This window comes from Pseudomonas sp. TE3786, from assembly GCF_054057335.1.
Genome location: NZ_JBSRZF010000003.1, coordinates 262,498 through 288,151, shown reverse-complemented (window position 1 = coordinate 288,151; position 25,654 = coordinate 262,498). Strand labels below are relative to the sequence as shown.

Genomic DNA, 25,654 nt, shown 5'->3' with positions numbered 1-25,654 from the left:
ATGCTGTTGAAAAGCATCGCGGCTGAAGCCGCTCCTACGGGATAGCCGTCACCTGTTATTCACTCGGCGGCTGGCTTTGCGCCGTCGCCTGGCTGACATTGCTGCCCGCCGGCACGCTGCGGGTCAGCCACACATTGCCGCCAATGGTCGAGCCCTTGCCCAGGGTGATGCGGCCAAGAATGGTTGCCCCGGCGTAGATCACCACGTCGTCTTCGACTATCGGGTGACGCGGCTGACCTTTGTGCAGCAGGCCGCTTTCATCGGAGGTGAAGCGTTTGGCACCAAGGGTGACGGCCTGGTAGATGCGCACATGGTTGCCAATGATCGCGGTCTCGCCGATCACCACGCCGGTGCCATGATCGATAAAGAAGCTGTGGCCGATCTGCGCGCCGGGGTGGATGTCGATACCGGTGGCCGAGTGCGCCAGTTCGGCGCTGATACGGGCCAGCAACGGCAGACCGGCACGGTACAGATGGTGGGCCAGACGGTGGTGAATCACCGCCAGGATGCCGGGGTAGCACAGCAGCACTTCGTCAACACTGCGGGCGGCCGGGTCACCGTTGTAGGCGGCGATCACATCGGTGTCGAGCAAGCGGCGCATCTCGGGCAAGGCGCTGGCGAAATCCCGCACGATGGCCACGGCAGAGGCTTCGGTGGCGGCAGCATCACCACGCTGGCGGGCGGCGTAGGCCAGCTCCAGGCGCACCTGGGTGAGCAGGCAATTGAGGGCGTTGTCGAGGGTATGGCCGACGTAGAAGTCTTCGCTTTCCTGACGCAGATTGCTCGGCCCCAGGCGCATTGGAAACAACGCACCGATCAGGCCCTCGAGGATATTCGCCATGGCCTGGCGCGACGGCAACTCGCGGCCCACCAGTTCACGGGAGCGCCCGTGGCTGCTGCGCCACTCGGCACGCACGGCGTGCAGCTCACCGACGATCTGTTCCAGTTGCCAGTTAACGGGCTGGCTCACAGCCTCGGTAGGGGTTGGCGTCAGCTTGTCGAGGCCGGCGTTGAGCTGTTTGGTCATGGCAATCCCTGGGCACAAGGCCGAATCAGACGGGAGGGCTACTCTATGCCGGGCCTTTGGGCGGGCTAAATAATTAATTCGTTTAGGTTAAGAACGGAATGAGCTAAGGCGTTTTTCCGCGTGGAGAAAGTCCGTCTCAACCTAAAAAAGCAGCCACAAAAAAAGCCGGCGTTAACCGGCTAGTGATAAATCAAAACGGTCGACTCCCCGCCAAACTGATCCGTTTCAAGTTACGAATCTCCTTAGCGTCAAACGCATTACGCGCATGCAAGGTCGCCTGGTTATCCCAATACACGATGTCGCCCACCTGCCATTTATGCGTGTAGTACAGCTCAGGCTTTTGCAGATGCTCACGCAACCGGCCGATCAGCGCCTTGCCCTGCTCCGGGTCATACCCCGGAATCTCTACCTCGGTATGTACGCTGAGAAACAGCAGACGTTTGCCGCTCTCCGGGTGAATGCGCACCAACGGGTGTTCGGTGCCCTGAATCGGTTCGATATCCGGGGTCCGGTAGGTGACGAAATTGCCGTTATAGCCACCGCTTTTCAGGCGGATAAACGGGTTGTAGTTGATCAGGCGCAGGCCTTCGATTTCCGCTTTGGTGGCCTCCGGCAAGGTCTCGTAGGCCAGGGCCAGGTTGGTCCAACTGGTCTCCCCGCCTTTGCTCGGCACCTGCAGCGCGTAGAGCAGTGAGCCGGCCGATGGAGTTGGCGTCCATTGGTGGTCGCTGTGGGCTGGCAGGGCGAAGTTGCCCAGTTCGCCGCCTTCGGTGTTGGCCACCCGCACGATGCTCGGCGCTTTGCCGTCGGCACCGGAGGACAGGACCGGAATATCCGCTGGCGGCTGGAAGACCGAGCCGAAGTAGCTGGTGAAGTCCAGGTACTGGCGGTCGTCGAGCTGCTGGTTTTTGAAGATCAGAATATGGTGATCACGCAGCGCCTGTTTCAACCCCAGCACCTGGTCGGCGCTAAGCGGTTGGCGGGCGTCGAGGCCGTGTACGGTGGCACCCAGCGGGGCGTTTGGCAGGGGCTCGATGGCGAACGCCGGTAGGTCTTGGCGCAGCGCGGTGGCAGCTTGGCTCATACAGATAAATCTCCGAATCAGGGGCCCGCCGTTGGCGGCGGGCTACTCAGGTTGCACGCCTGGGGTCAGGCTTTTTTGATGGTCTGGCTGCGTTGGCCGTTGACGCCGTACGGCACTTCGCCGTGCAGAGTGACGCGCCGCACCACGCGCGATTGGTTGCCGTAGTCGTCCACCGCGTAATGCTGGGTGGAGCGGTTGTCCCAGATGGCTACATCGCCCACCTGCCAGGTCCAGCGCACGGTGTTTTCCAGGCGGATGACATGGCTTTGCAGCAGGTTGAACAGGTGCGCCGAGTCAGCGGCACCATAGCCTTTGATGCGTTTGACGAAGTGCCCGAGCAGCAGGCTGCGTTCGCCACTCACCGGGTGTACCCGCACCACCGGGTGTTCGGTTTCGTACACGGTGGAGGTGAACACCTTGCGGTAGTGCTCGGCCGCTTCCAGCTGGGCATTGGGCTTGATCGCCGCGTAGTCGTATTCGTTGCTGTGCACGGCCACCAATTTGTCGGCCAGCTCCTTGAGCTCGCTCGGCAGGTGTTCATAGGCGCTGGCGGTGTTGGCCCAGGTGGTGTCGCCGCCGTACTCGGGCACCACCACCGAACGCAGAATCGAGGCTTTCGGGTAGGCGTCGACGAAGGTCACGTCGGTGTGCCAGGAGCTGGCACGGGCACCTTTGGCCGAGTCCAGTTCCAGCAGGTAGTGGGTGCCGTCGAGGACCGGCACGGTGGGGTGTACCACGGGTTCACCAAGCAGTTTGGCGAAGGCTTCCTGGCTGACATCGTCGAGATGGGTCTGGCCACGGAAGAAGATCACCTTGTGTTCCAGCAAGGCTTGCTGGATGGCCGCGACGGTGTCGGCGTTCAGCTCGGCGGAGAGTTTCACCCCACGGATTTCGGCACCAATACGGCCGGCGACCCGGCGGATATCCAACTGCACGGCAGTGCTCAAGGGCGTGGCAAGTGCGGCGTTGCTCATGATGTATTCCTCTTTTCGGCTCGAGTTGTTTTCTGCTCGAACTACACGGCTGAACAGACGGGGTTAAAAGTCGTAACGCAGGCTCACGCCGGCGGTGCGCGGTTGACCTACGGAGGCGGTGTACGCGCCGTTGATATAGGCAAAAGCGCTCAGGTAATACTCTTGGTCGGTGGCGTTTTTCAGCCACAGCGAGGCGTCGAGCTGGCCGTCGCCCAGGTCGGTACGAACACCGGTGGAGAGGTTGACCAGGCCGTAGCCATCGAGCTTGGAGAGCTCGGAGTTATCCAGGGTGCCTTCGGCTTCGGAGCGGTACGAATAGCTGGCGTTGATGTAGGGTTCGAAGCCGCCATCGAGTTGCCATTTGTATTCACCGTTGACGTTGCCGATCCATTTCGACGCGCCGACCACCCGTTCGCCGGTCAGGTCGCAGCTGGGTGGCGCACCGGCCGCAGTGGCGACTTCGCCAGGGCATGGGGCGTCTTCAAACGACAGGTAGGTAACGTCGTTGTACGAGCCGTTGACGTTGACAGTCAGCCCGCGGGTGACCAGCGCGGTGGCTTCGAATTCCACCCCACGGCTGCGCACGCTGCCGGCGTTGGCCAGCACCTGCACCAGCGTGCTGCTGCCTGGGGGCTGATACAGGGTGGTGGCCTGGTAGCCGTGGATGCCGGTCCAGAACACGTTGGCATTCAGTTGCAGACGACGGTCCAGCAAGGTGCTCTTGAAGCCCAGTTCGGCATCGTTGGCGCGCTCCGGGCCGACCAGCAACGAATCGGCACCTGCGGTTGGCGCACTGGCCACCGCCAGGTTTACCCCGCCGGATTTCTCGCCGTGGGACAGGCTGGCATAGCCGAGCACCTCATCGCTGAATTTGTAGCTCAGGCTCAGCAGCCCGGATGGCGAGGCGTTGTGCAGGCTCAGGTCGCCGCTGTCATAGGCCCCCAACTGTCGCTGGCGAATAGTCGCACCCGGGCCGATTGGCGTTTCTCCGCCTTCCGGGGCGAAACGCTCGACCTTGGCTTCTTTCTCTTCATAGGTGCCGCGCAGACCCGCGGTGAAGTCCAGGCGGTCGGTCAGATGGAAGGTGCCCTGGCCAAACAGCGCGTAGCTATCGGTGACCACCTTGCCATTGGCTTTGCTGTACACGCCGTCCAGCGAGTTAAAGCCGTTCTGTGCGGCGGGCAGGATAAAGCGGTCGGCTTCCGGGCCGTAGTCGGTAAAGGTCTTGTTGCCCAGGTTGGAATTGAACACGTAGGCGCCGACCACATAGTCGAAGAAGCCGCCGGTGGGCGATGCCAGGCGAAATTCCTGGGAGAACTGGCGGTCATGCACTTCCACGCCAGTGTTGTTGATCGCCGACACATTGAGGGTTTCATCGTTGGCCGGGGTGAAGTGCCAATAGCGGTAGGCGCTCACCGAGGTCAGGGTGTAGCCGCCATTGAGGTTCCAGTTGGCTTCTACCGAACTGCCGCCCTGGTGCACGCTGACGCTCTGCCGGCTGTTGAGATTCACCTCATTGCGGTCTGGGTCGCTGACCGGCGAAGCACCCACCAGCGCGGCCCGTTGGCGGTACTGGTCACTTTGCCCGTAAACCACCATGGTGCCCTGGGTCGAATCCTCTTCGTTGTAGTCGTTGATCCAGCGCAGGTTGAAGTCGTCGTTGGGCTGGAACAGCAATTGGCCACGCGCACCCTGGCGTTCGCCGCCGTTGAGGTCATCGCCGTTGAAGATGTTCTTGGTGTAGCCATCATCGCGGGTGCGGTAGGCCGACAGACGTGCGGCCAGGGTTTCGCTGAGGGCACCGGACACCGTGCCTTTGCCCTGGAAGTAGCCGTTTTCACCCCCCGACACTTCCACCGTGCGCTCCGGGCTGAAGGTGGGTTTCTTGGTGCTGATATTCAGCACCCCGGCGGTGGTGTTCTTACCGAACAAGGTGCCTTGCGGGCCGCGCAGCAGTTCGATCTGCTCGATATCAAGCATGTCGAATACAGCCATGCCAGGGCGGCCGAGATAGACGTTATCGAGGTAGATCCCGGCGCTACTTTCCAGGCCGTCACTGGCCGGGTTGTTGCCGATGCCGCGCACCGCCACGCTGGATTGGCGGGCATGAATAAAGGCGACGTTCACGCTGGGCAGCACTTGCTGCAGATCCTGCACCTTATAGATGCGCTGGGTTTCCAGGGTAGTGCTGCTCAGGGTGGTGATGGGTGTCGGCACGTCCTGGGCGTCTTCTTCGCGACGGCGCGCCGTGACGGTGACCTTCTGCAGGGCGGTGTCGCTCTTGGCTGCTTTATCAGTGCTGGTTGCGGTTGCCTGGGTGCTGACTTCAGCGCCCTCTTCCACCGGCGCTTCAGCGGCCCAGGCCGAGTTCCATTGACCGGCACTGCTCAAAGCCAGAATCAGGGTCAGGGCATATTCCGGGGTGGCCAATCGGCGTAAGTCCAACGGTCGCGCCAAGCGCGGAGTAAACGGGTTAACGGTCGAACGCATGGTATGAATCCTTGTTGTCTTCGCTTGGCCTGCGGGCAATTCGCGGGCAAAACGATCCCCCACCACGCAATCGCGGTGCTCGAAAAATCGGCTTGGTTTTACTGGGCGAGTCCGTGCGGCACTTGGCCTACGTCTGCCGGATTATCAGGCGTGGCAACACATGCGCTGGTGCGCTTGGCGTTGATGCTGGTTGCTGAACGGCTTGGCCATATGGCTCTCCCTTTCTGCATGTGGCCATATTCATATTCGTTTATGTTCTAAACAATACAAACATGCTGTGTTGACGGAATAAGAGCCTACATTTAAAACCCTCACCCATACAGCAGCAAATGCCTTCGTCTTATTTTTTCAATGCCAGGAAAGCATATGGATCTTCGACAACTGCGTTACTTCATAGCCTTGGTGGAACACCGCAGTTTCGTCCGCGCAGCGGACGCCATCGGCATCACCCAACCGGCCTTCAGCCGCAGTATTCAAGGCTTGGAGCAAGAGTTCGGCTGCGCCCTGGTGGACCGCGCCAACAAGGATCTGCGCCCTACCCCCGAAGGCCAGGTAGTGCTACAGCACGCCCTGCGCCTGGTGCAGGGCGCAGCGAACCTGAGCAGTGAAATCGACCAGATGACCAAGCTGGATGCCGGCGACCTGCGCTTTGGTTGTGGCCCGGCACCCGCCGCGCGGCTGGTACCCAGGGCGGTGGCGCAGTTCGTTAAGCAGCACCCGCGCATCAGCCTGAGCTTCGAGGTGGATAACTGGGAAAAACTGGGACGCAGCCTGTCCCGTGATGAGATCGAATTTTTTATCGCCGATATCACCCAGTTCGAGGCCGACCCGAATTTCCATACCCAGGCCATCACCCCGCGCCGCGGCATTTACTTCTGCCGCCCCGGGCACCCGTTACTGGCCAAGGACAGCCTGTCGACCAACGATCTGTTCGACTACCCGGTGGCGACGCCGAAGATCCCGGCGCGGGCCCGCAAATACCTGGCGAACCTCAGCGGACGCACCGACTTCAACCCCAGCGTCACCTGTGAACACCTTCCGGCACTGGTCGACATCGTGCGCAATACCGACGCCATCGGCATTGCCACCGAAGAGTATTTCGGTCAGGAACTTCAGCGTGGCGAACTGGTGCGGCTGTACTTCCGCAACCTGCCCACCAGCATCGACGAAAGCCTGCAAGCCCGTTGCGGGATTGTCAGCCGCGCCGGGTATCGCCTATCGGCGGCCGCCAGGGCGATGATTGCCATGCTCGTCGCAGTGGACAGTGAGCTGGGCCAGGAAACCCCGCTGTATCAGGCAAACGCCTGTGCATGAGGACTGTTGGCAACCGCCTCGACCTGGGCCACGGCACCACTGAAGGTATGCAGATCCATCTCCACCACCAGGCACTCGCCCAGCAGACTGCCGAGCACTTGCAGCGGTGGTTGGCACAGGTAGGCATTCAAGGCAGCGGCCGATTGCCAGGTGCCTTGCAGTAACCACAGCTGCTGATCGGTCAGGGAGCGCTGCAGCGAATAGGCCAGGCAGCCCGGCTCGACCCGGGACTGGCTGACCAATTGCTGCAGGCGGGACTCCAGTTCGGTACTGGCCCGAGGGCCTTCGCTGGCTTTGATAAAAACCAAGGTGCTGACTTGCTCAGACATGAGTCCTTCTCCTTGAAAGTCAGAAACGAGAACGTGGTCTGGCGGACCGGATAGCCGGGCCGATTGCCACGGTTGCCAGATTACCCAGCGCGGCGCGCGGCGGTTATCCGTTTCCTGCTTTCCTTTTGCCTGATCCTGCAAAAATCAGCCGAGCCCGTCGGCCAGACCCAGCAAGCCAGCGGCTGGATGGTTGCCGGGTTTACCTGATCCTGTCTTATGCTTGCCTGATCCTGCTTAAACGGGTCTGCGGTGCTGGCCAAACGGTCCTCGCGTGCGCAAGCTGCGCGGCAGGATTCGGGGAGCCTTGCACCCTCCCCCTGAATAAACCGTCATGCCGCCGGAGGCCCCCCATGGAAATCGAAGTACAGCAACGCCAAAACGAACTGGCGACGTTGATCGAACGCTTCACCCCGGCACAAGGCCCCATGCAAACCGCCATCGGCCCGCTCAGCCTGATCCGCTTCGACCAGCCCACGCCAATATCGCGCGGCGTACACAAGCCGGCGCTATGCATCATTGCCCAGGGCCGTAAAGAGGTGCATCTGGGCGGTGAAAGTTATGTCTACGACGCGCTGAATTACCTGGTGGTATCGGTCACCCTGCCGGTGACTGGCCAAGTCACCGAAGCCTGCCCGGACAAACCCTACCTGTGCCTGCGCCTGGACCTCGACCCGGCGGAAATCACCCGCATGATCAGCGATGCCGGCCCCGTCGGCCTGCCGGCACGCCCGGCCAGCCGCGGCATGTACCTGGACCGCATCGACACCTCGCTGCTCGACACCGTATTGCGTCTGACCCGTCTGCTCGACACGCCACGGGACATTCCCATGCTCGCGCCCCTGGCGCTGCGGGAAATCTACTACCGCCTGCTGCGTAGCCAGCAAGGACAGCAATTGATCGAAATCGCCATGGCCGACAGCCAATCGCACCGCATCACCCGCGCCATCGAATGGCTCAACGCCAACTTCGACCAACCGCTGCGCATCGAAGACCTGGCGCGCGTCGCCAACCTCAGCGTGTCCGCCCTGCACCACCGTTTCAAAGCGGTCACCGCCATGAGCCCGCTGCAATACCAGAAGCAACTGCGTCTGCAGGAAGCGCAACGGCTGATGATGAGCGAAGGTCTGGAAGTAGCCGCCGCCGGCTACCGGGTCGGCTACGAAAGCCCCTCGCAATTCAGCCGCGAATACCGCCGCCTGTTCGGCGCGCCGCCGCTGAAAGACCTGGCGCGGCTGAAAAACATCGCCTGAGTGCTACAACGCCGCCAGCAACTCGGCGGTGGTCAATACCTATCGCGGCCGAAGCCCTTCATCGGGTTGGGCGGTCCCTGTGGGAGGGGGCTTAAGCCGCGAGCGGTTGATCTATCGGCGAACTACTTCGAGCAGTACAACCCCGCCAACTCCACGCGCCCGAACTTGGCCTTGTCGTTCAATGGCGTAATCGCCAGCAAACGATCAATGCGTAACTCCACCTTCTCGTCGTCCACCTGTACCAGCAGAAACTCTTCCTTCTGCGCATTGGTTCGGGTATCCAGCGCCACGGCTTCAAACCGCCCGCCTTCAACCATCTCCACCAGCAAGCGGTACTGGTACAAACAGGCCATTTCCAGGTAGTCGTAAAGGTTACAGTCAAGCGGTTGATACGGGGTGTCGGGGGTGGTCATGGGGCAAGTCTCCGTGCGGCAGTGGGAGCAGCGTAGCGGGTTCTCCTGCCGAGTGTCGAACGCTGATCCATACGCCAAACCAGCCCCCATTCCGCGCACCCGGAAAAAACCCATGAGCGGTGCCCAGCCAATTGAATCCGGCCCTGGCCTGGATGTGCTTGAGCTGACTCACGAGAGCTTCTTTGTCCGCTAGCTCAACGGCCGAAGCCCTTATTGGGACCAGGCCTGTGTAGCGCTGCATGGCTGGTCGGCCAGCTGCCCGGGGCTTTACCGGTTTAGCCGCGCTCAGCCGTTGACCACAGTGCCGCCATTGACGTGGATGACTTGCCCGCTGACATAGCTGGAATCGGCACTCGCCAGGTAGACAAAAGCCGGTGCCACCTCCGACGGTTGGCCCGGTCGGCCCATGGGCGTGTTGCTACCAAACTCGGCGACTTTCTCGGCGCTGAAGGTGGAAGGAATCAGCGGCGTCCAGATCGGCCCCGGGGCCACCGCGTTGACGCGGATGCCGCGCTTGGCCAGGTTCAGCGCCAGGGAACGGGTAAATGAGGTGATGGCACCCTTGGTGGAGGAGTAATCCAGCAGGGTCGGATTGCCTTTGTAGGCGGTGATCGACGTGGTGTTGATGATGCTTGCACCGGCATTCAGGTGCGGTAACACCGCCTTGGTCAGCTGGAACATGGCGAAGATATTGGTGCGGAAGGTTTTCTCCCACTGTTCTTCGCTGATGTCTTCCAGGTTGTCCTGCGGGTGCTGTTCAGCGGCATTGTTGACCAGCACATCCAGGCGTTTCCATTCACCCAGACAGTTGTCCACCACGCCCTGGCAGAAACCTTTGTCCGCCGCATCACCGGCAAATAGCAGGCACCCGCGGCCCATGGCGTGGATCTGGTCGCGGGTATGCGCCGCATCCTCGTGCTCGTCCAGATAGACAATCGCCACATTCGCGCCTTCACGGGCAAAGTGCACCGCCACGGCCCGACCGATACCGCTGTCGCCACCGGTAACAATCGCCACCAACCCTTCCAGCTTGCCGGCGGCCTGGTAGTACTCGCTGATGGTTTGCGGCTGCGGCTGCATGTGCGCTTCGCTGCCGGGTTGCTCGGTTTGGTGCTGAGGTGGCAGGGTTTGTTCTTCGCTCATTGTTCCCTCCAAAAGTAATGGCTTGCCAACGTCCCAACAGCAATGGCTCCTTAGCGTTATCCCAGCGCAGGCTGGGATCCAGTGTTGCGCAGGAGAGCGGTGTTTGCCGCACGATTCTGGGTCCCAGCCTGCGCTGGGACGACGGGGTATTAACCGATATCACACCGGCTTCTCACCCAGCTTTTTCCACTGCGCGCGGGTGATGCGCTGGCGGTTGTGGTAGTCGTGCCAGGGGTCTTGCTTAAGGCTGTCGAGGCGATCGCGCAGGTTGTCGACCGTCCATTGCCCGGCGCTTTTCAGTTCGCTGAGTTCGTCACGGCGAATCGGTACCGATACCGGCAACCCCGGCCGTGCGCGTACCGAGTAAGCGCTGACGGTGCTGGCACCGCGCTGGTTGCGCAGGTAGTCGAGGAAGATTTTCCCCACCCGGTTCTGCGGCCCCATCTTGTCGATAAAACGTTCGGGAATCTGCCGCGTCATAAAGCTCGCCAGGGCCTTGGCAAAGGCTTTTACGCTGTCCCAGCCGGCCTGCCTGGCCAACGGCACGACGATATGCATGCCCTTGCCGCCGCTGGTTTTCAGCCAGGCCTGCAGGCCCAGTTCGTCGAGTACCGCCAGGGTCAGCTGGGTGGCTTCCAGCATGCTGCGCCAGGGCAGCGCCGGGTCCGGGTCGAGGTCGAGAATCAGCCGGTCGGGTTTCTCCACCGTGGCGCTTTGCGCGCCCCAGGTGTGCAGTTCGATGCAGCCCATCTGCACCGCCCCCATCAGTGCCGGCAGGCTGTCGATCTGCATCAACGGAGCATGGCCAGGGTCGAGTTTTTGCCCGAGCTGGGTGATATGGGGAATGGCCAGGTGCTGCGCATGTTTTTGAAAGAACTGCTCGCCCTCCACGCCTTCCGGGGCGCGCAATAACGATACCGGCCGGCCCTGCAGATGGGGCAGCAGCCAGGGCGCGATGTGGTGGTAGAACTGCGCCAACTCGATTTTCTGCGTGCCGCTCTGGGTGTCGATCACCCGCTCGGGATGGCTGATGGCAACGTCGTCGAGGGTCTGCCGTGGTTGGCTTGCGCCGCGGGCATTGGTTTTGCTTGGTGGTTTATCCGCGGGCGGCGCAACGGCCTGTTCGCGGCTGATCTGCTTGGCCGGTTTGTCGGTGCGCTCGGCAATAAACGAGGCCTGGCGCACCAGCCCTTCGCGGGTCCATTCGGCGAATTCCACTTCCGCCACCAGGCTGGGTTTCAGCCATTGCACGCCACGCGCCAGGGCTGCACTCAGGGGCTTGGCCAGCGGCGTTTGCTGGCGTTTGAGGGCGTTCATCTGCTTGTGCAGGTGCTCCAGGCGCTGCTCGTCAAAGCCAGTGCCAACCCGCCCGGCATAACGCAGCTTGCTGTCTTCATACACGCCCAGCAGCAGCGCGCCAAAGGCACTGCGGCTGCCGTTCGGCGCGGTATAGCCGATCACCACAAACTCCTGACGCATACGGCATTTGAGCTTGATCCAGTCATCGCTGCGGCGTGACACGTAGTGGCTGCCGGCGCGCTTGCCAATCACCCCTTCCAGGTGCATGGCGCAGGCACTGGCGACGATATCTTCGTGGCTGGCGACAAAGGCCTTGGAAAACCGCAGCGGCCCGCGTTTCTGTTTGAGCACTTTTTGCAGCGCCTCGCGGCGTTGCTCCAGGCCGTGCTGACGCAGGTCCTGGCCATTGAGAAACGGCGCATCGAACAGGTAGTAGAGAATTGACTGGCTCTGGCCCTCATCGAAGGCATTCTGCAGTGCCTGAAAATCCGGCAGACCTTCCTCGTTCAGCACCACCACCTCGCCATCCAGCCACGAATCGCCGAGCTGCAAGCTGCGCAGCGCCTCCACCTGTTTCGGCAGGCGCGCGCTCCAGTCATTGCCGTTGCGGCTGAACAGGTGCACCTCGCCGCCCTGGATACGGGCGAGCATGCGGTAGCCGTCGAACTTGATTTCATACACCCAATCGCCGGCAGGCGGCTGGGTAACCAGGGTAGCCAGCTGCGGTTTGAACTGCTCCGGCACTTCACCATGGGCATGGTTGGCGGCCTGGGTGTCGGCCGGGCGCACCTTACTGGTACTGGCCCTTGATTTGGCTTTGCCGGCTTTACTCGACACCTTTTTATCCTTGCCCAGCGGGTTGCCGCTCAGCACGCTGAGGGGCAATTCATCCACCACGCTGTATTCACTGGCCGGGCGCGCCACCTCGTCACGCTCCTTGATCAACAGCCACTGCTCCTTGTCGCCGCTGCCTTTGAGCCGGGTGCGCACCAGGGCCCATTCACCGCTGAGCTTTTCCCCCACCAGCGTGAACTTGAGCTTGCCGGCCTTGTAGCTGTCCTGCGGGCTGCCATGGGGTTGCCAGATGCCCTGATCCCAGACGATTACATCCCCCGCGCCATACTGGCCCTTGGGAATGTTGCCCTCAAAGCTGGCGTAGCCCAGCGGGTGATCTTCCACATGCACGGCCAGGCGTTTGTCTTTTGGATCGAGGCTCGGGCCTTTGGGCACCGCCCAGCTTTTCAGGGTGCCATCGAGCTCCAGGCGAAAGTCGTAATGCAGGTGGCTGGCGTCGTGCTTTTGAATCACAAAGCGTAAGGCCCCGGGGCTTTTCGCCGGCTGGCGAGCGGTGTCTTCCGGCGGCTCCGAGGTGATGCTGAAGTTGCGCTTGCGGTTGTATTCGCTCATGGCCAAGCCCTCGACGCCTTAACTCGCCTTGCTGGTTTTGCTGGTTTTTTTCCCCGCCGGTTTGCTCGCTTTCGCGGCTGGGGCCTTGGCTGTTCTGGCCGGCGCTGACTTGGCCGACGCCGGCTTGCCGCCCAGGCTGCGTTTAAGCAGTTCGGTCAGGTCGATCACATCGGCGCTACGGCGGGTCTCCTCGCCCGGCGGCTGTTCCACCACTGCCACCTTGCCCTGCTGCGCCTTCTGCTCCACCAGCTGCATGATCTTCTCGGTAAAGCTGTCTTGATACTCGTCCGGGCTCCAGTCGGCGCTCATGTCTTTGACCAGACGTTTGGCCATCTCCAGTTCGCCCTTGGCCAGCTTGGCACTGCTGACTGCCGCCGGCAGTTCCAGGCTGGTCAGGCTGCGCACCTCACTGGGCCAGCGCAGCATCACCAGCACCATGGCGTCTTCCATCGGCATCACTGCCGCCAGGTGCTGACGGGTGTGCAACACCACCAGGGCCAGGGCGACCTTCTGCGTACTGGCCAGGGTTTCGCGCAGCAAGGCGTAGACCTTCTCGCCGCGTTTGTCCGGGCTCAGGTAATAGGGGGTGTCGATGTTTTGCAGGGGGATTTGCGCGCTATCGACAAAGGCAAAAATATCGATGGTCTGCGTCGAGGTAGGGTGCGCTTGGCGAATTTCCTCTTCGCTCAACACCACATAGCGGCCCTTCTCGTAGGCCACCCCTTTGACGATATTTTCCTTATCGATTTCCTTGCCGGTGACCTTGTTCACCCGCTTGTAGCCCACCGGGTCCATGCTGCGCTTGTCCAGCCAGTCGAAATCCACGCCCTGGGCGCTGGTGGCCGAACTCAGCGCGACCGGGATATGCACCAGGCCAAAACTGATGGCCCCTTTCCAGATAGCTCGTGGCATGGCGGCTTACCTCGTGGCCCGGGTGAGCATCACAACATCACCCCGTCGCTATAGGTCACCCGGTCCAGCTGGGTGATATCGGCGATCTCGCGCAACATATTGTCGGCAGCGGTTTCCGCTTCGTTCTCGCACACGCATCCCGGCACTATCACCCACAGCACGCGCACTTCAGCGCCCATGCGCTTGGGTTGGTATTCGATCAGACCAACGTAGTTGTGCCCTTCTTTCATGGCATCGGTCCAGGCGATGCAAGTGTCGAAATCGCGAAACATGGCTGGCCTCCCCTTAGCTGGCTTTATCGACTTCACAGCAATTGGGACGGCACTGACAAAGAAGAGTTGCAGTTTTGTTTGCCGCGCCTGTTCGGCGAAGTTCTCCGAATTAAAACCGCGCTCCGACCAAAAGATTGGAAATAAGTTTTGGCCATTGGTCGGAAGTTGCCGTTTCGCTTGGCAATTTAATGGCGCATGGCCCACGCCGAACTAACCTGTCGATGGCTCTGCCACGACCCCCCCTATTTGATCGCCTTTAATTAGCAGCAAAGTGCCATCAAATGCAGCAGAAGGATCTGTGTCAGCAACAACTTCCTCCGCACTTTGTCACCGTACTAAGTACGGCGATGGGCGGTAGCCTTGTGCTTTAAAAGGCTTGTTTATTAGCGAGTTAGCAAACTAAGCAAGCCTGCTAACGAAGTGTTAACTCAACGTTACAGATAATTATGGAACTTAGGTACCAACTAACCGCTATAAATAAGCACGATTAAAAGTACTAGCCAATTAATGGCCCTTAGGTAACTAACGAAATACACCCGCTTTATTTCCGTTATATCTCAACACCTGCCAAGGAAGAGTTAGCCGTACTTGTCGTCGGGTGGGTCCTCTGCATCGCATAGGAGTCGGCGTTATGGTTCAAGTCAGTTATCCCGGTGTGTACATAGTCGAAAAGGCCAGTGGCGTGCGCACCATTACCGGTGTCGCTACTTCCGTTGCCGCCTTTGTCGGCTATACCCGCAAAGGCGTGCCCGACAAGGCCGTGGCCATTACCAGCTTTGCCGACTTCGAGCGCGGCTATGGTGGGCTGGACCGAGACAGCCCGGTGTCCTACGCAGTGCGCCAGTTCTTTCTCAATGGCGGCACCCAGGCCCTGATCGTGCGCGTGGCCAACGGTTTTGCCAGTGCCGGCTGGGTGCTCGACAACAGTGCCGCAGCGCCCGCGCTCACGGTCACCGCCGCCAGCCCCGGCGGTTGGGGCAATGGCATCCGGCTGAGCGTTGAGCACACCGGCGTGCGCAATCCCGACAGCGACTTCAATCTGCTGGTAATCGACGGCACCACCCTGGCACCGCTGGAAACCCACCGCAATCTGAGCCTGGATTCCAAGTCTCCGCAGTATGTCGAGTCGGTGGTCAACTTCGCCTCGGCCTATATCCGCGTCGAGGTCGATGGCGGCCTGGTGTTTGCGCAAAACGGCCAGGCGGTCAGCGGCGCGATCACCTTCCCTCTGGCCCCGAGCAACAACACCCTCGGTGGCACCCTGGATGGCACCACGCCCTTTCTGTTGACCTTGGAAGATGGGCCATGGGCCGATATCGGCGATCTGGTTACCGCCGCCAATGACGCGATCATCGCCGCCGGCCTGGCCGCCAAGCTGCAAGCGTCGGAGACCGGGGCCGACGGCCAGGCCGGCAATGACCACCTGAGCCTGCAATCCCTCTCGCCCGGCGAATCGTCCAGCGTGGTAATCGCCGGCGGTGCGTTCGGCGGCCTTAGCGCCGTGGCCAAGCTCGGCGCGGCCAATGGCGGGCGCGAGTTCACCGGGGCCGCCGAGCATCGCCCGGCAGTGGTCAGCAAGGTTGCGCCAACAGCGGTCGGTGTGGATGGCAATCGCGGCACGGCCGTAGACCTGGTGGGCAGTGAACTGAACAAAACCGGGATCTACGCCCTGCTCGATGCCGACCTGTTCAATCTGCTGTTGATTCCGGAAACCTTCGATATGACCGGTGGCCAGGAAGGCGTGGTGGTCACCAGCGCCACCGCGCTCTGCGAAGCACGCCGGGCTTTCTATATCGTCGACGCCCCGGCCGGCAGCACCCTTACCGGCATCGTCAACTGGGTCAATGGCGCGCCGAAATCACGCAACGCTGCCACCTACTTCCCCGCCGTGCGCATTGTCGATCCCCTCGACGGCCTGCGACCGCGGGCCATGGCACCGTCCGGCACCCTGGCCGGGGTGTATGCGCGCACCGATGCCACCCGTGGCGTGTGGAAAGCGCCAGCCGGTACCGACGCTACCCTGAATGGCGTACTCGATCTGGCCTTGCCGGTGAACGACCTGGAAAACGGCCAGATCAACCCCTTGGGCATCAACGTGCTGCGCAGCTTTCCCGCCTACGGCCGGGTGGCCTGGGGCGCGCGTACCCTGAAGGGCGCTGACGCCCAGGCCGACGAATACAAGTACATCCCCATCCGCCGCCTGGCACTGTTCCTCGAAGAAAGCCTGTACCGCGGCACTCAGTGGGTGGTGTTCGAACCCAACGACGAACCGCTGTGGGCGCAGATCCGCCTCAACCTCGGCGCGTTTATGAACGGGCTGTTCCGCCAGGGCGCGTTCCAGGGCAAGACCCAGCAGGAAGCCTTCTTTGTGAAGTGCGACAAGGAGACCACCACCCAGGCCGACCGCAACCTCGGCATCGTCAATATCCAGGTGGGCTTCGCGCCGCTTAAACCAGCGGAATTCGTCGTCTTAACCATTCAGCAGATCGCTGGCGATCTGCAATAAAAGGAGTCGGACCATGGCCCAATTCGCGGTTAACACCCATCGCTTCGATCCCTACAAAAACTTCAAATTTCGCATCAAGTGGGATGGCCGCTATGTGGCCGGGGTCAGCAAGGTCGGGGCGCTCAAGCGCACCACCGAAGTGGTCGAGCACCGCGAAGGCGGCGACCCCTCGACCTCGCGCAAATCCCCCGGGCGCACCAAGTACGACGCCATCACCCTGGAGCGCGGCGTCACCCATGACCTGGAGTTCGAGGCCTGGGCCAACAAGGTCTGGCATACCGGCACCGGGCTGGGGGCGGAAGTCAGCCTCAAGGACTTTCGCAAAGACCTGATCCTGGAGGTGTACAACGAAGCCGGCCAGGTGGTGCTGGCCTACAAACTGTTCCGCTGCTGGGTCTCTGAATTCCAGGCGCTGCCAGATCTCGACGCCAACGCCAATGCCATTGCCATCCAGACCCTCAAGCTGGAAAACGAAGGCTGGGAACGTGACAGCGAAGTGGCCGAACCCTCCGAACCGGCGCTGGTGGGCTGAGCGCAATGGACAGCCGCACCCACACGCCACGGGCCTTTGGCACGCTGGAAGATCTCGACCTGGACTTTGCCAACGCCGACCGGCCGCAACTGGTCACCAGCCTGTTGGCCCAGTGCAGTGCGCCGCAGGACGCTGAGTTCTGGTGGCAGCAGCCGGTCAGCCTGCGCACGGCCGCCCTGCTGCAGTTGGCGGCGCGCACCGACGGCCTGCAGGTGCTGGCATTTAGCGCGCAGTGCAGCCTGTGTGCGGAAACCTTCGAGTTCGAGTTGGCGCTGGCCCCCTTGTTGGCCGCCAGCAGCGCCGTGGCCCCCCTGCAGGTGCAACTGCACAGCCGCACCCTGGCCCTGCGCCGCGCCACCGGCAATGACCTGCGCGATTGGCGCGCCGCCCGGCCGGGCAGTCGACAACAGGCAGTGCAACTGATGCTCGACAGCCTGCTGCTGGAGGGCGAAGTGCGCGCTGAAGAGCATGCCCTCCTGGCGGCCGCGCTGGCCGATGCCGATCCGCTGGCCGCCTTTGCCGTGGCCTGTCAATGCCCGGCCTGTGGTGCCGAGCGCGAAGTGGATATCGACCTCGACGCTGCCGCCCTCGCCCGTCTGCAGCAGCGGCAACGGACGCTGCTGCGCGAAGTGCATAGCTTGGCCAGTCGCTATGGCTGGAGCGAAGCCCAGGTGCTGGCCATTGCGCCGGCGCGGCGGGCCCAGTACCTGGCGTTGATCGAGAGCCATCATGAGTGACTACTTTGCCGCGCTATTGCGCGCCAGCGGTCTTGACGCCGCTACCGTCGACAGTCCGGCTGGGGAAGATGCTGGTTTACCCGAAGTGGAAACCTTCACCGCGGCACCGGCTAGCGCAGCGCCCACAGAAACAGTGCCGGCAGCCCAGGCCAGGCAGGCGCAAGTGGTGATTGCCGAGCAGCAACCGGCCATGCCTGCCGAACCGCGCGCCAACGTCGTTAGCCAGCCCCTTGCCGTCGCCCAGCCCGTACTTGAGCCGGCTGCCCTAACGCAGCAACCGGTTATCCACCCGAGCACCGCAACACCGCCGGCTGATGCGCCCATCAACCAGCAGGCGTTGCTGCAATCGGTGCTGCGCTGGGTGGCCAGCGATCCCCAGCCAAGCACTGCGCACGAGGCCGCCTCGCTGACCGCCAGCAGTCTGAATCTGCCGACCAGCGTGGCGGTTGCGAGCGCCGCACCAGCGGCACCGGCGGCGTTTGATTCAGCTGTTTTCAACGCGCCTCAACCGTTAGTGGCCGAGCCGCTGGTAACACCGCCCAACCAACAGCAAGCGAGCATTGCCATCGCCGCGCCGGCTGCTGTCAGCGCTGGCATAAACCAGCCGGCAACCCAGCTGCAACCGCCCGCAGCCAGTTTTATAGCAGCGCTGCCTGAAACCCCTGCCACGCCAACCGAACAGCCCATCAGCGTCTCCATCGGTGCCATCCATTTGCGGGTCGAAGCGCCACCGGCCCCGGCGCAACCTGTCGCTGCGCTAAAACCCGGCACCGGCAAAGCCAGCGCCGCCCCGCGTGGCGTCGCACCGGTCCGTAGCGGCCTCAGCCGCCGTGCCCTGAGGCATCTCTGACCATGGCCCTGGCCGATTCCGGACGCGCCATCGGCGCCGTCACCCGCCTGCTGCAAGACCAGCTGATTCGCCGGGGTTTTGAAGTGGCCGTGGGCAAGCCCGAACAGGCGGCGAAAACCAATACCGAGCAGAAACTCAATCTGTACCTGTTCGAAACCGCCTTCGACAGCCACCTGCGCAACCAGGTGCTGCGCGACGGCGAAGCGCCGCCCTTGTGGCTGGTGCTCAAGTACCTGCTGACCGCCTTCGATGTCGGCGAAAACAGCGACAGCGCCGCCGCCCACGAGCTGCTCGGGCGCGGTATCGCCGCCCTGCAGGAACTGGCTTTCTTACGCCTGGATGCGCTGGTGGCGCTGGATGTGCGCAAGGCCCTGGAAGGTAATCCTGAGCCCCTGAAACTGAGCTTCGACGATGCCCCGGTGGAGCTGATCGCCAAGACCATGCAAGGCAGCGACGAGCGTTATCGGCTGTCGGTGGCCTTCCAGATTCGCCCGGTCATGATCGTCCCCGCTGTGCTACCCCGGGGTGCCTTGCTGGTGGGCGTCGACTACAGCAGCGCGCCGCAGACCGTGATCGGTCGCGACGGCGTGCAGATCGATGTCAGCGCCTCCCTGGGTGCCACCTTGCTGCGGGTGGAACCGGCGCGTTTCGAACTGGGGGCGAGCTTCACCCTGTATGGCGAAGACCTGAATGCCAGTAGCCATGAAGTGCTGCTCGGCGACGTGGCGCTGACCATCCTCGAACGCGCCCCGGATCGCCTGCGGGTACAGGCCCAGGCCGCCAGCGGTGCCGCCCTGGAAGACGGCGCACGGCTGTCTGCCGGCGAGCTGCCGTTGCTGGTGCGCAGACGCCTGCTCAATGGCCGGTTTCGCTCCAGCAATCTGCTGGCTGCCAGCCTGTTGCCGACTCTCACGGGTGCCAACCTGGTGGGCGGCAACCTGCACCTGCAGGGGCTGCTGCTGGGCAAACAGGACGACGATGTCAGCGTGCTGTTCTATCGCCAGGACGACGGTGCCACGGTGCATCTGTTCGACACCTTCACCGCCAGCGCCGACCAGCACAGCCTCAGCGTGCCCGGTGCAGCGGCGGCCGTTGGCACCGGCAGTTATCGGGTGATACTGCGGGTCAACAACCAGCAGGCCCAGGGCAGTCCCCTGGTGACTGTGCCATGAGCGGTTTTGTGCCAGGCCTGCAGGCCCGCGACGCCACCGCGCAATATTGGCTGAGCCAGGTCAGCCTGCGTCTGCGCCGGGAAGTCTGCTGGCTGTGGCGCGAGCGCGGCGAACAAGGTACGGCGGCACTGCCGGAGGCGATCAACAGCAGCCTGTTCGCCCTTGATCTGCAGCGCTACCAACAGGACAAACAGCAATTCTTCGCCAGCGATATCACCGCCCGTTACCTCAGCGAACAGCTCGAAGCCGCGCCGCCCGCTGCCAGCACAAACCCTGGCAGCTTCGCCTGGCTGGTGGAGCAGTTGCAGCTGCAGGCCGTGGAGTGTTTTGTCCTGGCCCTGGCCCTGCTGCCGAGCTTTGATAGCGCAGCAGGCGCGGTGCTCGCCTGCTGCCAGAACGACCCGCAGCGCCAGGCACCCACCCTGGCCCTGGCACAACGCCTATGGCAGCAGCCGGATGAGCTGCTGCGCTGCTTCGACCCCGGTCACCGGCTGTTCAGCCATGGCGTGCTGAACGCCATCACCAGTTGGGATGCCCCCCTGCAGGTGCCCGCCCTGGTGGCCCGCGAGCTGCTGGTAAGCGGTGCCGAATTGCCAGCCGCATTACGCAGCATCAGCCCGCAGCGCCAAGCACTTCCAGCGCTGGCCACGACCCGGGTGCAGGCCGCGTTGCAGCGTTTAGCCCAGGGTGTGCAGGTGATTCCCCTGCTCGGCGCAACCGATGCGCCCCTGGCCGAAGTGGCCGCCGCCAGCAGCGCCCAAGCCGGGCTCAGGACCCTGCAACTGAGCCGCGCCCTGCCCCGCGAACATCTACCGGCGGTGATGACCCTGTGTTGGCTACGCCGCTGCGCCCTGTATCTGGATGCAAAAACCCTCAGCGACGAACACGGCCATGAACCCGCGACCCTGAGCCTGCCGCTACCCGCCTTGCCGCTGCTGCTATGGCTTGGCGCAGCAGAGGCGGCCAGCCTCAAGGGCCTGGGCAACACCCTGCCAGCGCTGCATCTGCCGCCACTGAACTACAGCCAGCGCCTGGCCCTGTGGCAAACGCTGCTGCCCAAGGCCCCGGCATTGGCGGAACTGGCCCGGCGTTTTCGCTACGAACAAGCCGCCATCGAACGGGTCGCGGCCGAAGTAAATGCTCGGGGCACAACGCCCGCCAGCGAGCAACTGTTCGCTGCTGCGCGGGCCGACCTGGACCTCGGCAGCCTGGCGCAACCGGTGCAGCCACGCTTCGCCCTCGACGAACTGATGCTGCCCGTAGCCCAAGCCACTCAGCTGCAGGAAATCATCACCGCCATGGGCAACCTGACCCGCGTCCACCATGACTGGGGCACCGCCCGCCCCTGGAATGAAGCTGGCCTGGCGGTACTCTTTGCCGGCCCCCCGGGCACCGGCAAGACCATGGCCGCCGAAGCCATCGCCAACCAACTGCAGCTGCCGCTGTACCGCATCGACCTGTCGCAAGTGGTGAACAAATACATCGGTGAAACCGAAAAGAACCTGCGCCGCCTGTTCGACGCCGCCGATGCCGCCGACCTGATCCTGTTTTTCGACGAAGCCGACGCCCTGTTTGGCAAACGCAGCGAAGTCAAAGACGCCCACGACCGCTACGCCAACCTGGAAATCAGCTACCTGCTGGAGCGCATGGAGCGCTGCAAAGGCCTGACCATCCTGGCCACCAACCGCCGCAAAGACCTCGACGAAGCCTTTCTGCGGCGCCTGCGCTTCGCCATCGAATTCCCCCTGCCAGGCCCGGAAGAACGCCTGCGCATCTGGCGCAGCGTGATTCCCCAAGGCGTAGACGCCAGCGCCCTGGACCTCGAATTCCTCGCCCAGCGTTTTGCCCTGGCGGGCGGCCATATCCGCGGCATCATCTTCAGCGCCTGCCTGCAAAGCGCCCAAGCCGACGCCGCCAAACGCCTGGACATGCCCGCCGTCGTGCGCGCCATCCAACGCGAATACCAAAAACTCGACCGCACCAACAGCCTCGACCAGTTCGGGCCGTATGCAGAGTGGGTGGTGGGGCAGCGGGTGGAACGATGAACGCCCTGCTCACGGTGTGCGCCGAAAGACTCTGGATCCCAGCCTGCGCGCAAGGCGCGAAACCAATCCCCACCCAACCGCGGTAATGCAGACAATCACCAAAAGGAGCGCAACCCGATGGACCAAAAAACCAAAAGCATCGCGGCTAAAGCCCCTGCCACAGGTGCCCTATTCCCTGCGGAACCCGGCATCACAATCGACAACCTGCACCTCAACCTGAAAGGCATTCCCCCAGCCACCGCCGAGGCCGCAGTCCACCTGCTTGGCCCAGCCCTGGCCCATGCCCTGCACCACCCACAAAACCTGACCATCACCCACACCAGCAACGCCCAAGACCTGGCCACCGCCATCGCCAACCAACTGGCCCAGCGCCTCAGGAGCGCCCAACCATGACCCTGCTGCGCGGTGCGCTGATCGAATACGGCACCAGCCTGATCGGCCCGATCCCCAACGTGGTGATCTTCCAATTCAACCCCGAATCCCTCTCCCGCGCCCTGGAAATCCCGCCGCGCCCCGGCGGTGCCACGCCACGGGAAACCACCCAGGCCGGCGAGAAAACCTACGAAAAGATCACCTTCAAGGCCCACTTCAGCGCCGCCAATATGCTCGACGAAGGCAAGGTCCTGGCCCAACTGTTCGGCATCGGTCCACAACTGGCGGCGCTGGAAAAAATGGTCCTGCCCAGCGCCAAACTCGCCGGCCTGCTGGGCGCTGCGCTGGACGCCATTGGCGACGCCCTGGGCGGCGGTGGCGGCGACGACCCGCCGGCGCAACCCATCCCCCGGGAAAAATACCCACGCATCCTGTTTATCTGGGGCCTGACCCGGGTGCTGCCGGTGACCATCGACTCGATGAGCATCAACGAACTGGAATACGACGCCCTGCTCAACCCCACCCGCGCCGAAGTGGACCTGCAACTGAGCGTGAACGCCGTCGACGACTGCTCCGACGACATCCTCGCCAAAGGTGCCCTGGAGTACTCGACCCTGGCCAAAGAAGTCCAGGCCATCGCCAACCTGGCCAATACGGCAGAACAGATTGTTGAGTTGATACCGCTATGAATTACGTCGCCTGAACGATTTATCGCGGTTAAGGCCCTCCCACAAGGTCACTCGATCCTGCTGGGAGGGGCTTTAGCCGCGATGCTCTTCAACCCCGGAGACACCTTATGTTCCTGCCCAACTCGCGTTACGCCAAAGTAGCCACGGTGCAAACCAGCAATGGCCCGGCACTTAAGTTGCGCCGTCTCACCCCCTTAACCGGCGACCCGCTGATGGTGCAAGCCGGCGACCGCCTCGACCTATTGGCCCAGGCGCTGAACGGTGACGCCACGCAGTTCTGGCATATCGCCGACGCCAATAGCGCGCTGGACAGCCGCACCCTCACCGCCGAGCCCGGCGATACCCTTGTGTTGCCCAGGAGCTGAGCATGGCCGAGCAGCAGTTTCGCCTGTGGTTTGGCAGCACGCCGGCCACTGCCGAGCAATTGCGGCGCGTCGAACGCATCGAGGTGACCCAGGAGATGGATGCGTTCTGGGAAGCACAGGTGCAGATAGTGTTGTGCCTGGATGCCAATGGCGTATGGCTGCATTGGCCGGGTGATAACCAGGCACCGTTTTCCCGGGTGCGTGTCGAGCTGGATATCGGCAATGGCCGTTTTGTGCCGCTGATCGATGGCCCGCTGGTGAGCATCGACGCCGCTCTGGATGCCTTGCCCGGGCGCAGCACCGCCACCCTGTTGGTGCGCGATGACAGCGCCTTTCTCAATCGCGAGGAACAAACCGAGCCGCCGTTCGAGCACCGCAGCGCCAGTGCCATCGCCAGTGAGCTGTTCGGCCGTTTCAGCCAGTTGGCCAGCACCCAGGTGGATGCCACCAGCAACACCCCGGAAACCACCACCCGGCGCGGCACCGTGTTGCAGTTTCTGCGCGAGCTGGCCCATGCCAACGACCGCCACACCTACGTGCTGCCAGGCGCTACCGCCGGAGCCAGTATCGGCTGCTTCCGTGCCGACCCCGAAGGCCCCGCCGGTCTGCCGCCGCTGGTGCTGATCGGTGCCAATCGCAACCTGGCCAATGCCAGCGTGACCCAGGACCCCGATGGCGGGGCGCGCACCCAGGCCCAGGTATTGCGGGTCGATGACCAGGGCGTCACCCGGTTCGAAACCAGCGCCACCGACCTCGGCCTGATGCGCAACCTGCCGGCGCTACCGGCCGACCTGGCCCCGGTACACCTGCTCAGCCCCGCCGACAGCAGCCGCGAAGACCCCACTGCGGCTGCCAGCGCCGCCGCACGCCGGGCCGGCTATGTCTATCGGCTGCACAGCGAAGTAGTCAGCGGCTGTTATGCGGCCGTGCTGACGCCCTACCAGAAGGTGCGGGTGGATGCCGGTGCCACGCCCTATAGCGGCGACTACCTGTTGACCAAGGTGGTGCACCTGATCACCCCGTCGGCCTACACCCAGAGCTTCGAGGCGAAAACCAATTCCACCAGCGAGGTCTCCGGCGCAGCGGTCGCCGAAGCCCTGGGCGGTGGGCTGAATATTTCCGTGTCGGTCAGCGTCAGCATCTTTTGAGTGGAGACGGTTTGATGGACGGCAACCTTGAGCAATTGGTGGCGCAACTGGTGGAACGCGTGGGCAGCCGCTACTACGGCAAGTACCGCGGTGTGGTCACCGATGTCAGCGACCCCAATAACCAGTGCCGGATCCGCGCCACCGTGCCGGCGGTGCTCGGTGAACACCCCTGTGGCTGGGCAATGCCGGCGGCACCTTTTGCCGGCGACGGGCATGGCGCGGTGCTGCTGCCGGAGATTGGCTCCGGGGTGTGGATTGAGTTCGAGGCCGGGCAACTGGACAACCCGATCTGGGCCGGTGCCTGGTGGGCCAGCGGCGAACGCCCGCAACCCCAGAGCGAGCAGGTGCGGGTGATAGTTTCCAAGGCCGGCCACCAGGTGATCCTCGATGACGCCGCCAATGAAGTGAAGATCGTCCATGGCGACAGCCTGATCGCCAAGACCATCACCCTGACCGCCAGCGATATCGTGATCAGCTGCGGTGCCTGTGAAATCAAGATCAGCAACGAGTCCATCTCGTTGAATAACGGCCTGATCAAGGTCGGTCTGGCCGGGGTCAGTCTGGTCAACGGTGCGATGACTTTCGGAGTGCCGCCGACATGATCCCGATCCTTACCGAAACCAGCACGGTGATCTGCCCCCATGGCGGCATGGCCGTGCTGACCACCAGCAATGTCGAGGCCAAGGTCGATGGCGCGGCCATGCTGCTGATCAGCGACCAGCACAGCATCGCCGGATGTCCCTTTACCACCACGGTGCCCATGCCCTGCTTGCGTATTCAGTGGCTAACGGCCGCCACCCAGACCAACCTGCATGGCATTCCGGTGCTGCTGCAAAACAGCGTCGGTCTGTGCCTGAACGTGGCCATGGCGCCCCAAGGCACGGCCGTGGTGGTGCAAACCCAGCAAAAGGCCAAAGGCATATGAGCAGCGCACATCCCCATGGCCGGCACCTGGCCTTTCCCTTTCGCATCGGCAGCGATGGCCGTACCGCCGCACCGGTAGACGACGCCGCCCAGGTGCGCGATGAACTGCTGCAACTGCTGCTGACCAGCCCGGGCGAACGCCTGTTTCTGCCGGAGTTTGGCGGCGGCGTGCGCAAGCTGGTGTTCGAGCCGGCCTCCGAGGCGTTGCGCGGGGTGGTCAAGGCACGCATTACCAACGGCCTGTCGCGTTGGCTGGGTACCCGGCTGACGGTGGAAATGATCGACGTCAACTGGGACGACAGCGCCGCCACCCTGGAGGTGACGGTGAAATACCGCCCCGCCGGCAGCCCGGATTCGCGGGTAGTGAAGTTTCAACGCAGTTCCAGATAAGTCGCCAAGC

The 25,654-nt window shown here is 62.9% G+C and carries 25 protein-coding genes; 15 read left to right on the top strand and 10 right to left on the bottom strand.

Annotation, left to right across the window (positions count from 1 at the left end; all coding sequences use genetic code 11):
* Nucleotides 1-55 precede the first annotated feature (55 nt).
* The 4 genes from epsC to ACVW0Y_RS05725 form a co-directional block, all read right to left on the bottom strand.
* Nucleotides 56-1,027 carry a serine O-acetyltransferase EpsC gene (gene epsC / locus ACVW0Y_RS05740; protein WP_457436657.1) on the bottom strand — a complete coding sequence of 324 codons (972 nt, stop codon included), beginning with the start codon at nt 1,025-1,027 and terminating at the stop codon, nt 56-58.
* Nucleotides 1,028-1,217: 190 nt separating this feature from the next.
* A complete protein-coding gene (locus ACVW0Y_RS05735) occupies nt 1,218-2,111 on the bottom strand; it encodes a TauD/TfdA dioxygenase family protein (protein WP_457436655.1) in 894 nt (297 codons plus the stop codon).
* 65 nt (nt 2,112-2,176) lie between these two features.
* Nucleotides 2,177-3,085 (bottom strand): TauD/TfdA dioxygenase family protein, encoded by a 909-nt coding sequence (locus ACVW0Y_RS05730; protein WP_457436654.1) that lies wholly within the window; start codon nt 3,083-3,085, stop codon nt 2,177-2,179.
* Nucleotides 3,086-3,148: 63 nt separating this feature from the next.
* Entirely contained in the window at nt 3,149-5,575 is a 2,427-nt protein-coding gene (locus tag ACVW0Y_RS05725; RefSeq protein WP_457436652.1) for a TonB-dependent receptor, read from the bottom strand.
* Between the two features lie 366 nt (nt 5,576-5,941).
* On the opposite strand from ACVW0Y_RS05725, the gene ACVW0Y_RS05720 reads away from it, so the two are divergent.
* Nucleotides 5,942-6,889 carry a LysR family transcriptional regulator gene (locus tag ACVW0Y_RS05720; protein ID WP_457436651.1) on the top strand — a complete coding sequence of 316 codons (948 nt, stop codon included), beginning with the start codon at nt 5,942-5,944 and terminating at the stop codon, nt 6,887-6,889.
* Here the strand turns inward: ACVW0Y_RS05720 and ACVW0Y_RS05715 are convergent.
* Nucleotides 6,868-7,218 carry a putative quinol monooxygenase gene (locus ACVW0Y_RS05715; RefSeq protein ID WP_457436650.1) on the bottom strand — a complete coding sequence of 117 codons (351 nt, stop codon included), beginning with the start codon at nt 7,216-7,218 and terminating at the stop codon, nt 6,868-6,870. The two genes, ACVW0Y_RS05720 and ACVW0Y_RS05715, sit on opposite strands and share 22 nt — an antisense overlap.
* 350 nt (nt 7,219-7,568) lie before the next feature.
* On the opposite strand from ACVW0Y_RS05715, the gene ACVW0Y_RS05710 reads away from it, so the two are divergent.
* Nucleotides 7,569-8,468 (top strand): AraC family transcriptional regulator N-terminal domain-containing protein, encoded by a 900-nt coding sequence (locus tag ACVW0Y_RS05710; protein WP_457436648.1) that lies wholly within the window; start codon nt 7,569-7,571, stop codon nt 8,466-8,468.
* 122 nt (nt 8,469-8,590) lie between these two features.
* Here the strand turns inward: ACVW0Y_RS05710 and ACVW0Y_RS05705 are convergent, their stop codons facing one another.
* From ACVW0Y_RS05705 to ACVW0Y_RS05685, 5 genes are all read right to left on the bottom strand, one after another.
* Nucleotides 8,591-8,881 carry a Rho-binding antiterminator gene (locus ACVW0Y_RS05705; protein WP_457436647.1) on the bottom strand — a complete coding sequence of 97 codons (291 nt, stop codon included), beginning with the start codon at nt 8,879-8,881 and terminating at the stop codon, nt 8,591-8,593.
* A gap of 285 nt (nt 8,882-9,166) precedes the next feature.
* On the bottom strand, nt 9,167-10,024 hold the full coding sequence (locus ACVW0Y_RS05700) for an SDR family oxidoreductase (protein WP_457436646.1): 858 nt from the start codon (nt 10,022-10,024) through the stop codon (nt 9,167-9,169).
* Nucleotides 10,025-10,183: 159 nt separating this feature from the next.
* Nucleotides 10,184-12,730 carry a DNA ligase D gene (gene ligD, locus ACVW0Y_RS05695; RefSeq protein WP_457436644.1) on the bottom strand — a complete coding sequence of 849 codons (2,547 nt, stop codon included), beginning with the start codon at nt 12,728-12,730 and terminating at the stop codon, nt 10,184-10,186.
* Nucleotides 12,731-12,748: 18 nt separating this feature from the next.
* Nucleotides 12,749-13,642: a non-homologous end joining protein Ku gene (gene ku, locus ACVW0Y_RS05690; protein WP_457436642.1), complete on the bottom strand. Its 894-nt coding sequence runs from the start codon at nt 13,640-13,642 to the stop codon at nt 12,749-12,751.
* Between the two features lie 29 nt (nt 13,643-13,671).
* The gene (locus tag ACVW0Y_RS05685) at nt 13,672-13,914 is read right to left on the bottom strand and encodes a hypothetical protein (protein WP_457436641.1); all 243 of its coding nucleotides are present in this window, start codon (nt 13,912-13,914) and stop codon (nt 13,672-13,674) included.
* A 631-nt stretch (nt 13,915-14,545) separates the two neighbouring features.
* On the opposite strand from ACVW0Y_RS05685, the gene ACVW0Y_RS05680 reads away from it, so the two are divergent.
* The 13 genes from ACVW0Y_RS05680 to ACVW0Y_RS05620 all read left to right on the top strand — a co-directional run bounded on the left by ACVW0Y_RS05680 (nt 14,546) and on the right by ACVW0Y_RS05620 (nt 25,644).
* Complete coding sequence (locus tag ACVW0Y_RS05680; protein ID WP_457436640.1) at nt 14,546-16,420, top strand: phage tail sheath family protein; 1,875 nt, start codon at nt 14,546-14,548, stop codon at nt 16,418-16,420.
* Between the two features lie 13 nt (nt 16,421-16,433).
* The gene (locus ACVW0Y_RS05675; RefSeq protein WP_457436639.1) at nt 16,434-16,952 is read left to right on the top strand and encodes a phage tail protein; all 519 of its coding nucleotides are present in this window, start codon (nt 16,434-16,436) and stop codon (nt 16,950-16,952) included.
* Nucleotides 16,953-16,957: 5 nt separating this feature from the next.
* On the top strand, nt 16,958-17,689 hold the full coding sequence (locus tag ACVW0Y_RS05670; protein WP_457436638.1) for a hypothetical protein: 732 nt from the start codon (nt 16,958-16,960) through the stop codon (nt 17,687-17,689).
* On the top strand, nt 17,682-18,539 hold the full coding sequence (locus ACVW0Y_RS05665; RefSeq protein WP_457436637.1) for a hypothetical protein: 858 nt from the start codon (nt 17,682-17,684) through the stop codon (nt 18,537-18,539). The genes ACVW0Y_RS05670 and ACVW0Y_RS05665 overlap by 8 nt, the downstream gene beginning before the upstream one ends.
* A gap of 2 nt (nt 18,540-18,541) precedes the next feature.
* The gene (locus ACVW0Y_RS05660; RefSeq protein WP_457436636.1) at nt 18,542-19,711 is read left to right on the top strand and encodes a Pvc16 family protein; all 1,170 of its coding nucleotides are present in this window, start codon (nt 18,542-18,544) and stop codon (nt 19,709-19,711) included.
* Nucleotides 19,708-21,756: an ATP-binding protein gene (locus tag ACVW0Y_RS05655; protein WP_457436635.1), complete on the top strand. Its 2,049-nt coding sequence runs from the start codon at nt 19,708-19,710 to the stop codon at nt 21,754-21,756. Before ACVW0Y_RS05660 ends, ACVW0Y_RS05655 begins: the two co-directional genes overlap by 4 nt.
* A gap of 117 nt (nt 21,757-21,873) precedes the next feature.
* Nucleotides 21,874-22,149, top strand: a complete 276-nt coding sequence (locus ACVW0Y_RS05650; protein ID WP_457436634.1) for a hypothetical protein — start codon at nt 21,874-21,876, stop codon at nt 22,147-22,149.
* On the top strand, nt 22,146-22,817 hold the full coding sequence (locus ACVW0Y_RS05645; protein WP_457436633.1) for a hypothetical protein: 672 nt from the start codon (nt 22,146-22,148) through the stop codon (nt 22,815-22,817). Before ACVW0Y_RS05650 ends, ACVW0Y_RS05645 begins: the two co-directional genes overlap by 4 nt.
* 107 nt (nt 22,818-22,924) lie before the next feature.
* Nucleotides 22,925-23,182, top strand: coding sequence for a hypothetical protein (locus tag ACVW0Y_RS05640; protein ID WP_457436632.1), 258 nt, complete (start codon nt 22,925-22,927; stop codon nt 23,180-23,182).
* A gap of 2 nt (nt 23,183-23,184) precedes the next feature.
* The gene (locus tag ACVW0Y_RS05635; protein WP_457436631.1) at nt 23,185-24,330 is read left to right on the top strand and encodes a hypothetical protein; all 1,146 of its coding nucleotides are present in this window, start codon (nt 23,185-23,187) and stop codon (nt 24,328-24,330) included.
* A gap of 14 nt (nt 24,331-24,344) precedes the next feature.
* Complete coding sequence (locus ACVW0Y_RS05630; protein ID WP_457436629.1) at nt 24,345-24,932, top strand: phage baseplate assembly protein V; 588 nt, start codon at nt 24,345-24,347, stop codon at nt 24,930-24,932.
* Nucleotides 24,929-25,255: a hypothetical protein gene (locus tag ACVW0Y_RS05625; protein WP_457436628.1), complete on the top strand. Its 327-nt coding sequence runs from the start codon at nt 24,929-24,931 to the stop codon at nt 25,253-25,255. Before ACVW0Y_RS05630 ends, ACVW0Y_RS05625 begins: the two co-directional genes overlap by 4 nt.
* Nucleotides 25,252-25,644: a GPW/gp25 family protein gene (locus tag ACVW0Y_RS05620; RefSeq protein WP_457436627.1), complete on the top strand. Its 393-nt coding sequence runs from the start codon at nt 25,252-25,254 to the stop codon at nt 25,642-25,644. The genes ACVW0Y_RS05625 and ACVW0Y_RS05620 overlap by 4 nt, the downstream gene beginning before the upstream one ends.
* Nucleotides 25,645-25,654: the final 10 nt, after the last annotated feature.

Coding starts and splice junctions, on each gene's coding strand:
- epsC (WP_457436657.1), bottom strand. CDS start 1,027: ATGACCAAACAGCTCAACGCCGGCCTCGACAAGCTGACGCCAACCCCT.
- ACVW0Y_RS05735 (WP_457436655.1), bottom strand. CDS start 2,111: ATGAGCCAAGCTGCCACCGCGCTGCGCCAAGACCTACCGGCGTTCGCC.
- ACVW0Y_RS05730 (WP_457436654.1), bottom strand. CDS start 3,085: ATGAGCAACGCCGCACTTGCCACGCCCTTGAGCACTGCCGTGCAGTTG.
- ACVW0Y_RS05725 (WP_457436652.1), bottom strand. CDS start 5,575: ATGCGTTCGACCGTTAACCCGTTTACTCCGCGCTTGGCGCGACCGTTG.
- ACVW0Y_RS05720 (WP_457436651.1), top strand. CDS start 5,942: ATGGATCTTCGACAACTGCGTTACTTCATAGCCTTGGTGGAACACCGC.
- ACVW0Y_RS05715 (WP_457436650.1), bottom strand. CDS start 7,218: ATGTCTGAGCAAGTCAGCACCTTGGTTTTTATCAAAGCCAGCGAAGGC.
- ACVW0Y_RS05710 (WP_457436648.1), top strand. CDS start 7,569: ATGGAAATCGAAGTACAGCAACGCCAAAACGAACTGGCGACGTTGATC.
- ACVW0Y_RS05705 (WP_457436647.1), bottom strand. CDS start 8,881: ATGACCACCCCCGACACCCCGTATCAACCGCTTGACTGTAACCTTTAC.
- ACVW0Y_RS05700 (WP_457436646.1), bottom strand. CDS start 10,024: ATGAGCGAAGAACAAACCCTGCCACCTCAGCACCAAACCGAGCAACCC.
- ligD (WP_457436644.1), bottom strand. CDS start 12,730: ATGAGCGAATACAACCGCAAGCGCAACTTCAGCATCACCTCGGAGCCG.
- ku (WP_457436642.1), bottom strand. CDS start 13,642: ATGCCACGAGCTATCTGGAAAGGGGCCATCAGTTTTGGCCTGGTGCAT.
- ACVW0Y_RS05685 (WP_457436641.1), bottom strand. CDS start 13,914: ATGTTTCGCGATTTCGACACTTGCATCGCCTGGACCGATGCCATGAAA.
- ACVW0Y_RS05680 (WP_457436640.1), top strand. CDS start 14,546: ATGGTTCAAGTCAGTTATCCCGGTGTGTACATAGTCGAAAAGGCCAGT.
- ACVW0Y_RS05675 (WP_457436639.1), top strand. CDS start 16,434: ATGGCCCAATTCGCGGTTAACACCCATCGCTTCGATCCCTACAAAAAC.
- ACVW0Y_RS05670 (WP_457436638.1), top strand. CDS start 16,958: ATGGACAGCCGCACCCACACGCCACGGGCCTTTGGCACGCTGGAAGAT.
- ACVW0Y_RS05665 (WP_457436637.1), top strand. CDS start 17,682: ATGAGTGACTACTTTGCCGCGCTATTGCGCGCCAGCGGTCTTGACGCC.
- ACVW0Y_RS05660 (WP_457436636.1), top strand. CDS start 18,542: ATGGCCCTGGCCGATTCCGGACGCGCCATCGGCGCCGTCACCCGCCTG.
- ACVW0Y_RS05655 (WP_457436635.1), top strand. CDS start 19,708: ATGAGCGGTTTTGTGCCAGGCCTGCAGGCCCGCGACGCCACCGCGCAA.
- ACVW0Y_RS05650 (WP_457436634.1), top strand. CDS start 21,874: ATGGACCAAAAAACCAAAAGCATCGCGGCTAAAGCCCCTGCCACAGGT.
- ACVW0Y_RS05645 (WP_457436633.1), top strand. CDS start 22,146: ATGACCCTGCTGCGCGGTGCGCTGATCGAATACGGCACCAGCCTGATC.
- ACVW0Y_RS05640 (WP_457436632.1), top strand. CDS start 22,925: ATGTTCCTGCCCAACTCGCGTTACGCCAAAGTAGCCACGGTGCAAACC.
- ACVW0Y_RS05635 (WP_457436631.1), top strand. CDS start 23,185: ATGGCCGAGCAGCAGTTTCGCCTGTGGTTTGGCAGCACGCCGGCCACT.
- ACVW0Y_RS05630 (WP_457436629.1), top strand. CDS start 24,345: ATGGACGGCAACCTTGAGCAATTGGTGGCGCAACTGGTGGAACGCGTG.
- ACVW0Y_RS05625 (WP_457436628.1), top strand. CDS start 24,929: ATGATCCCGATCCTTACCGAAACCAGCACGGTGATCTGCCCCCATGGC.
- ACVW0Y_RS05620 (WP_457436627.1), top strand. CDS start 25,252: ATGAGCAGCGCACATCCCCATGGCCGGCACCTGGCCTTTCCCTTTCGC.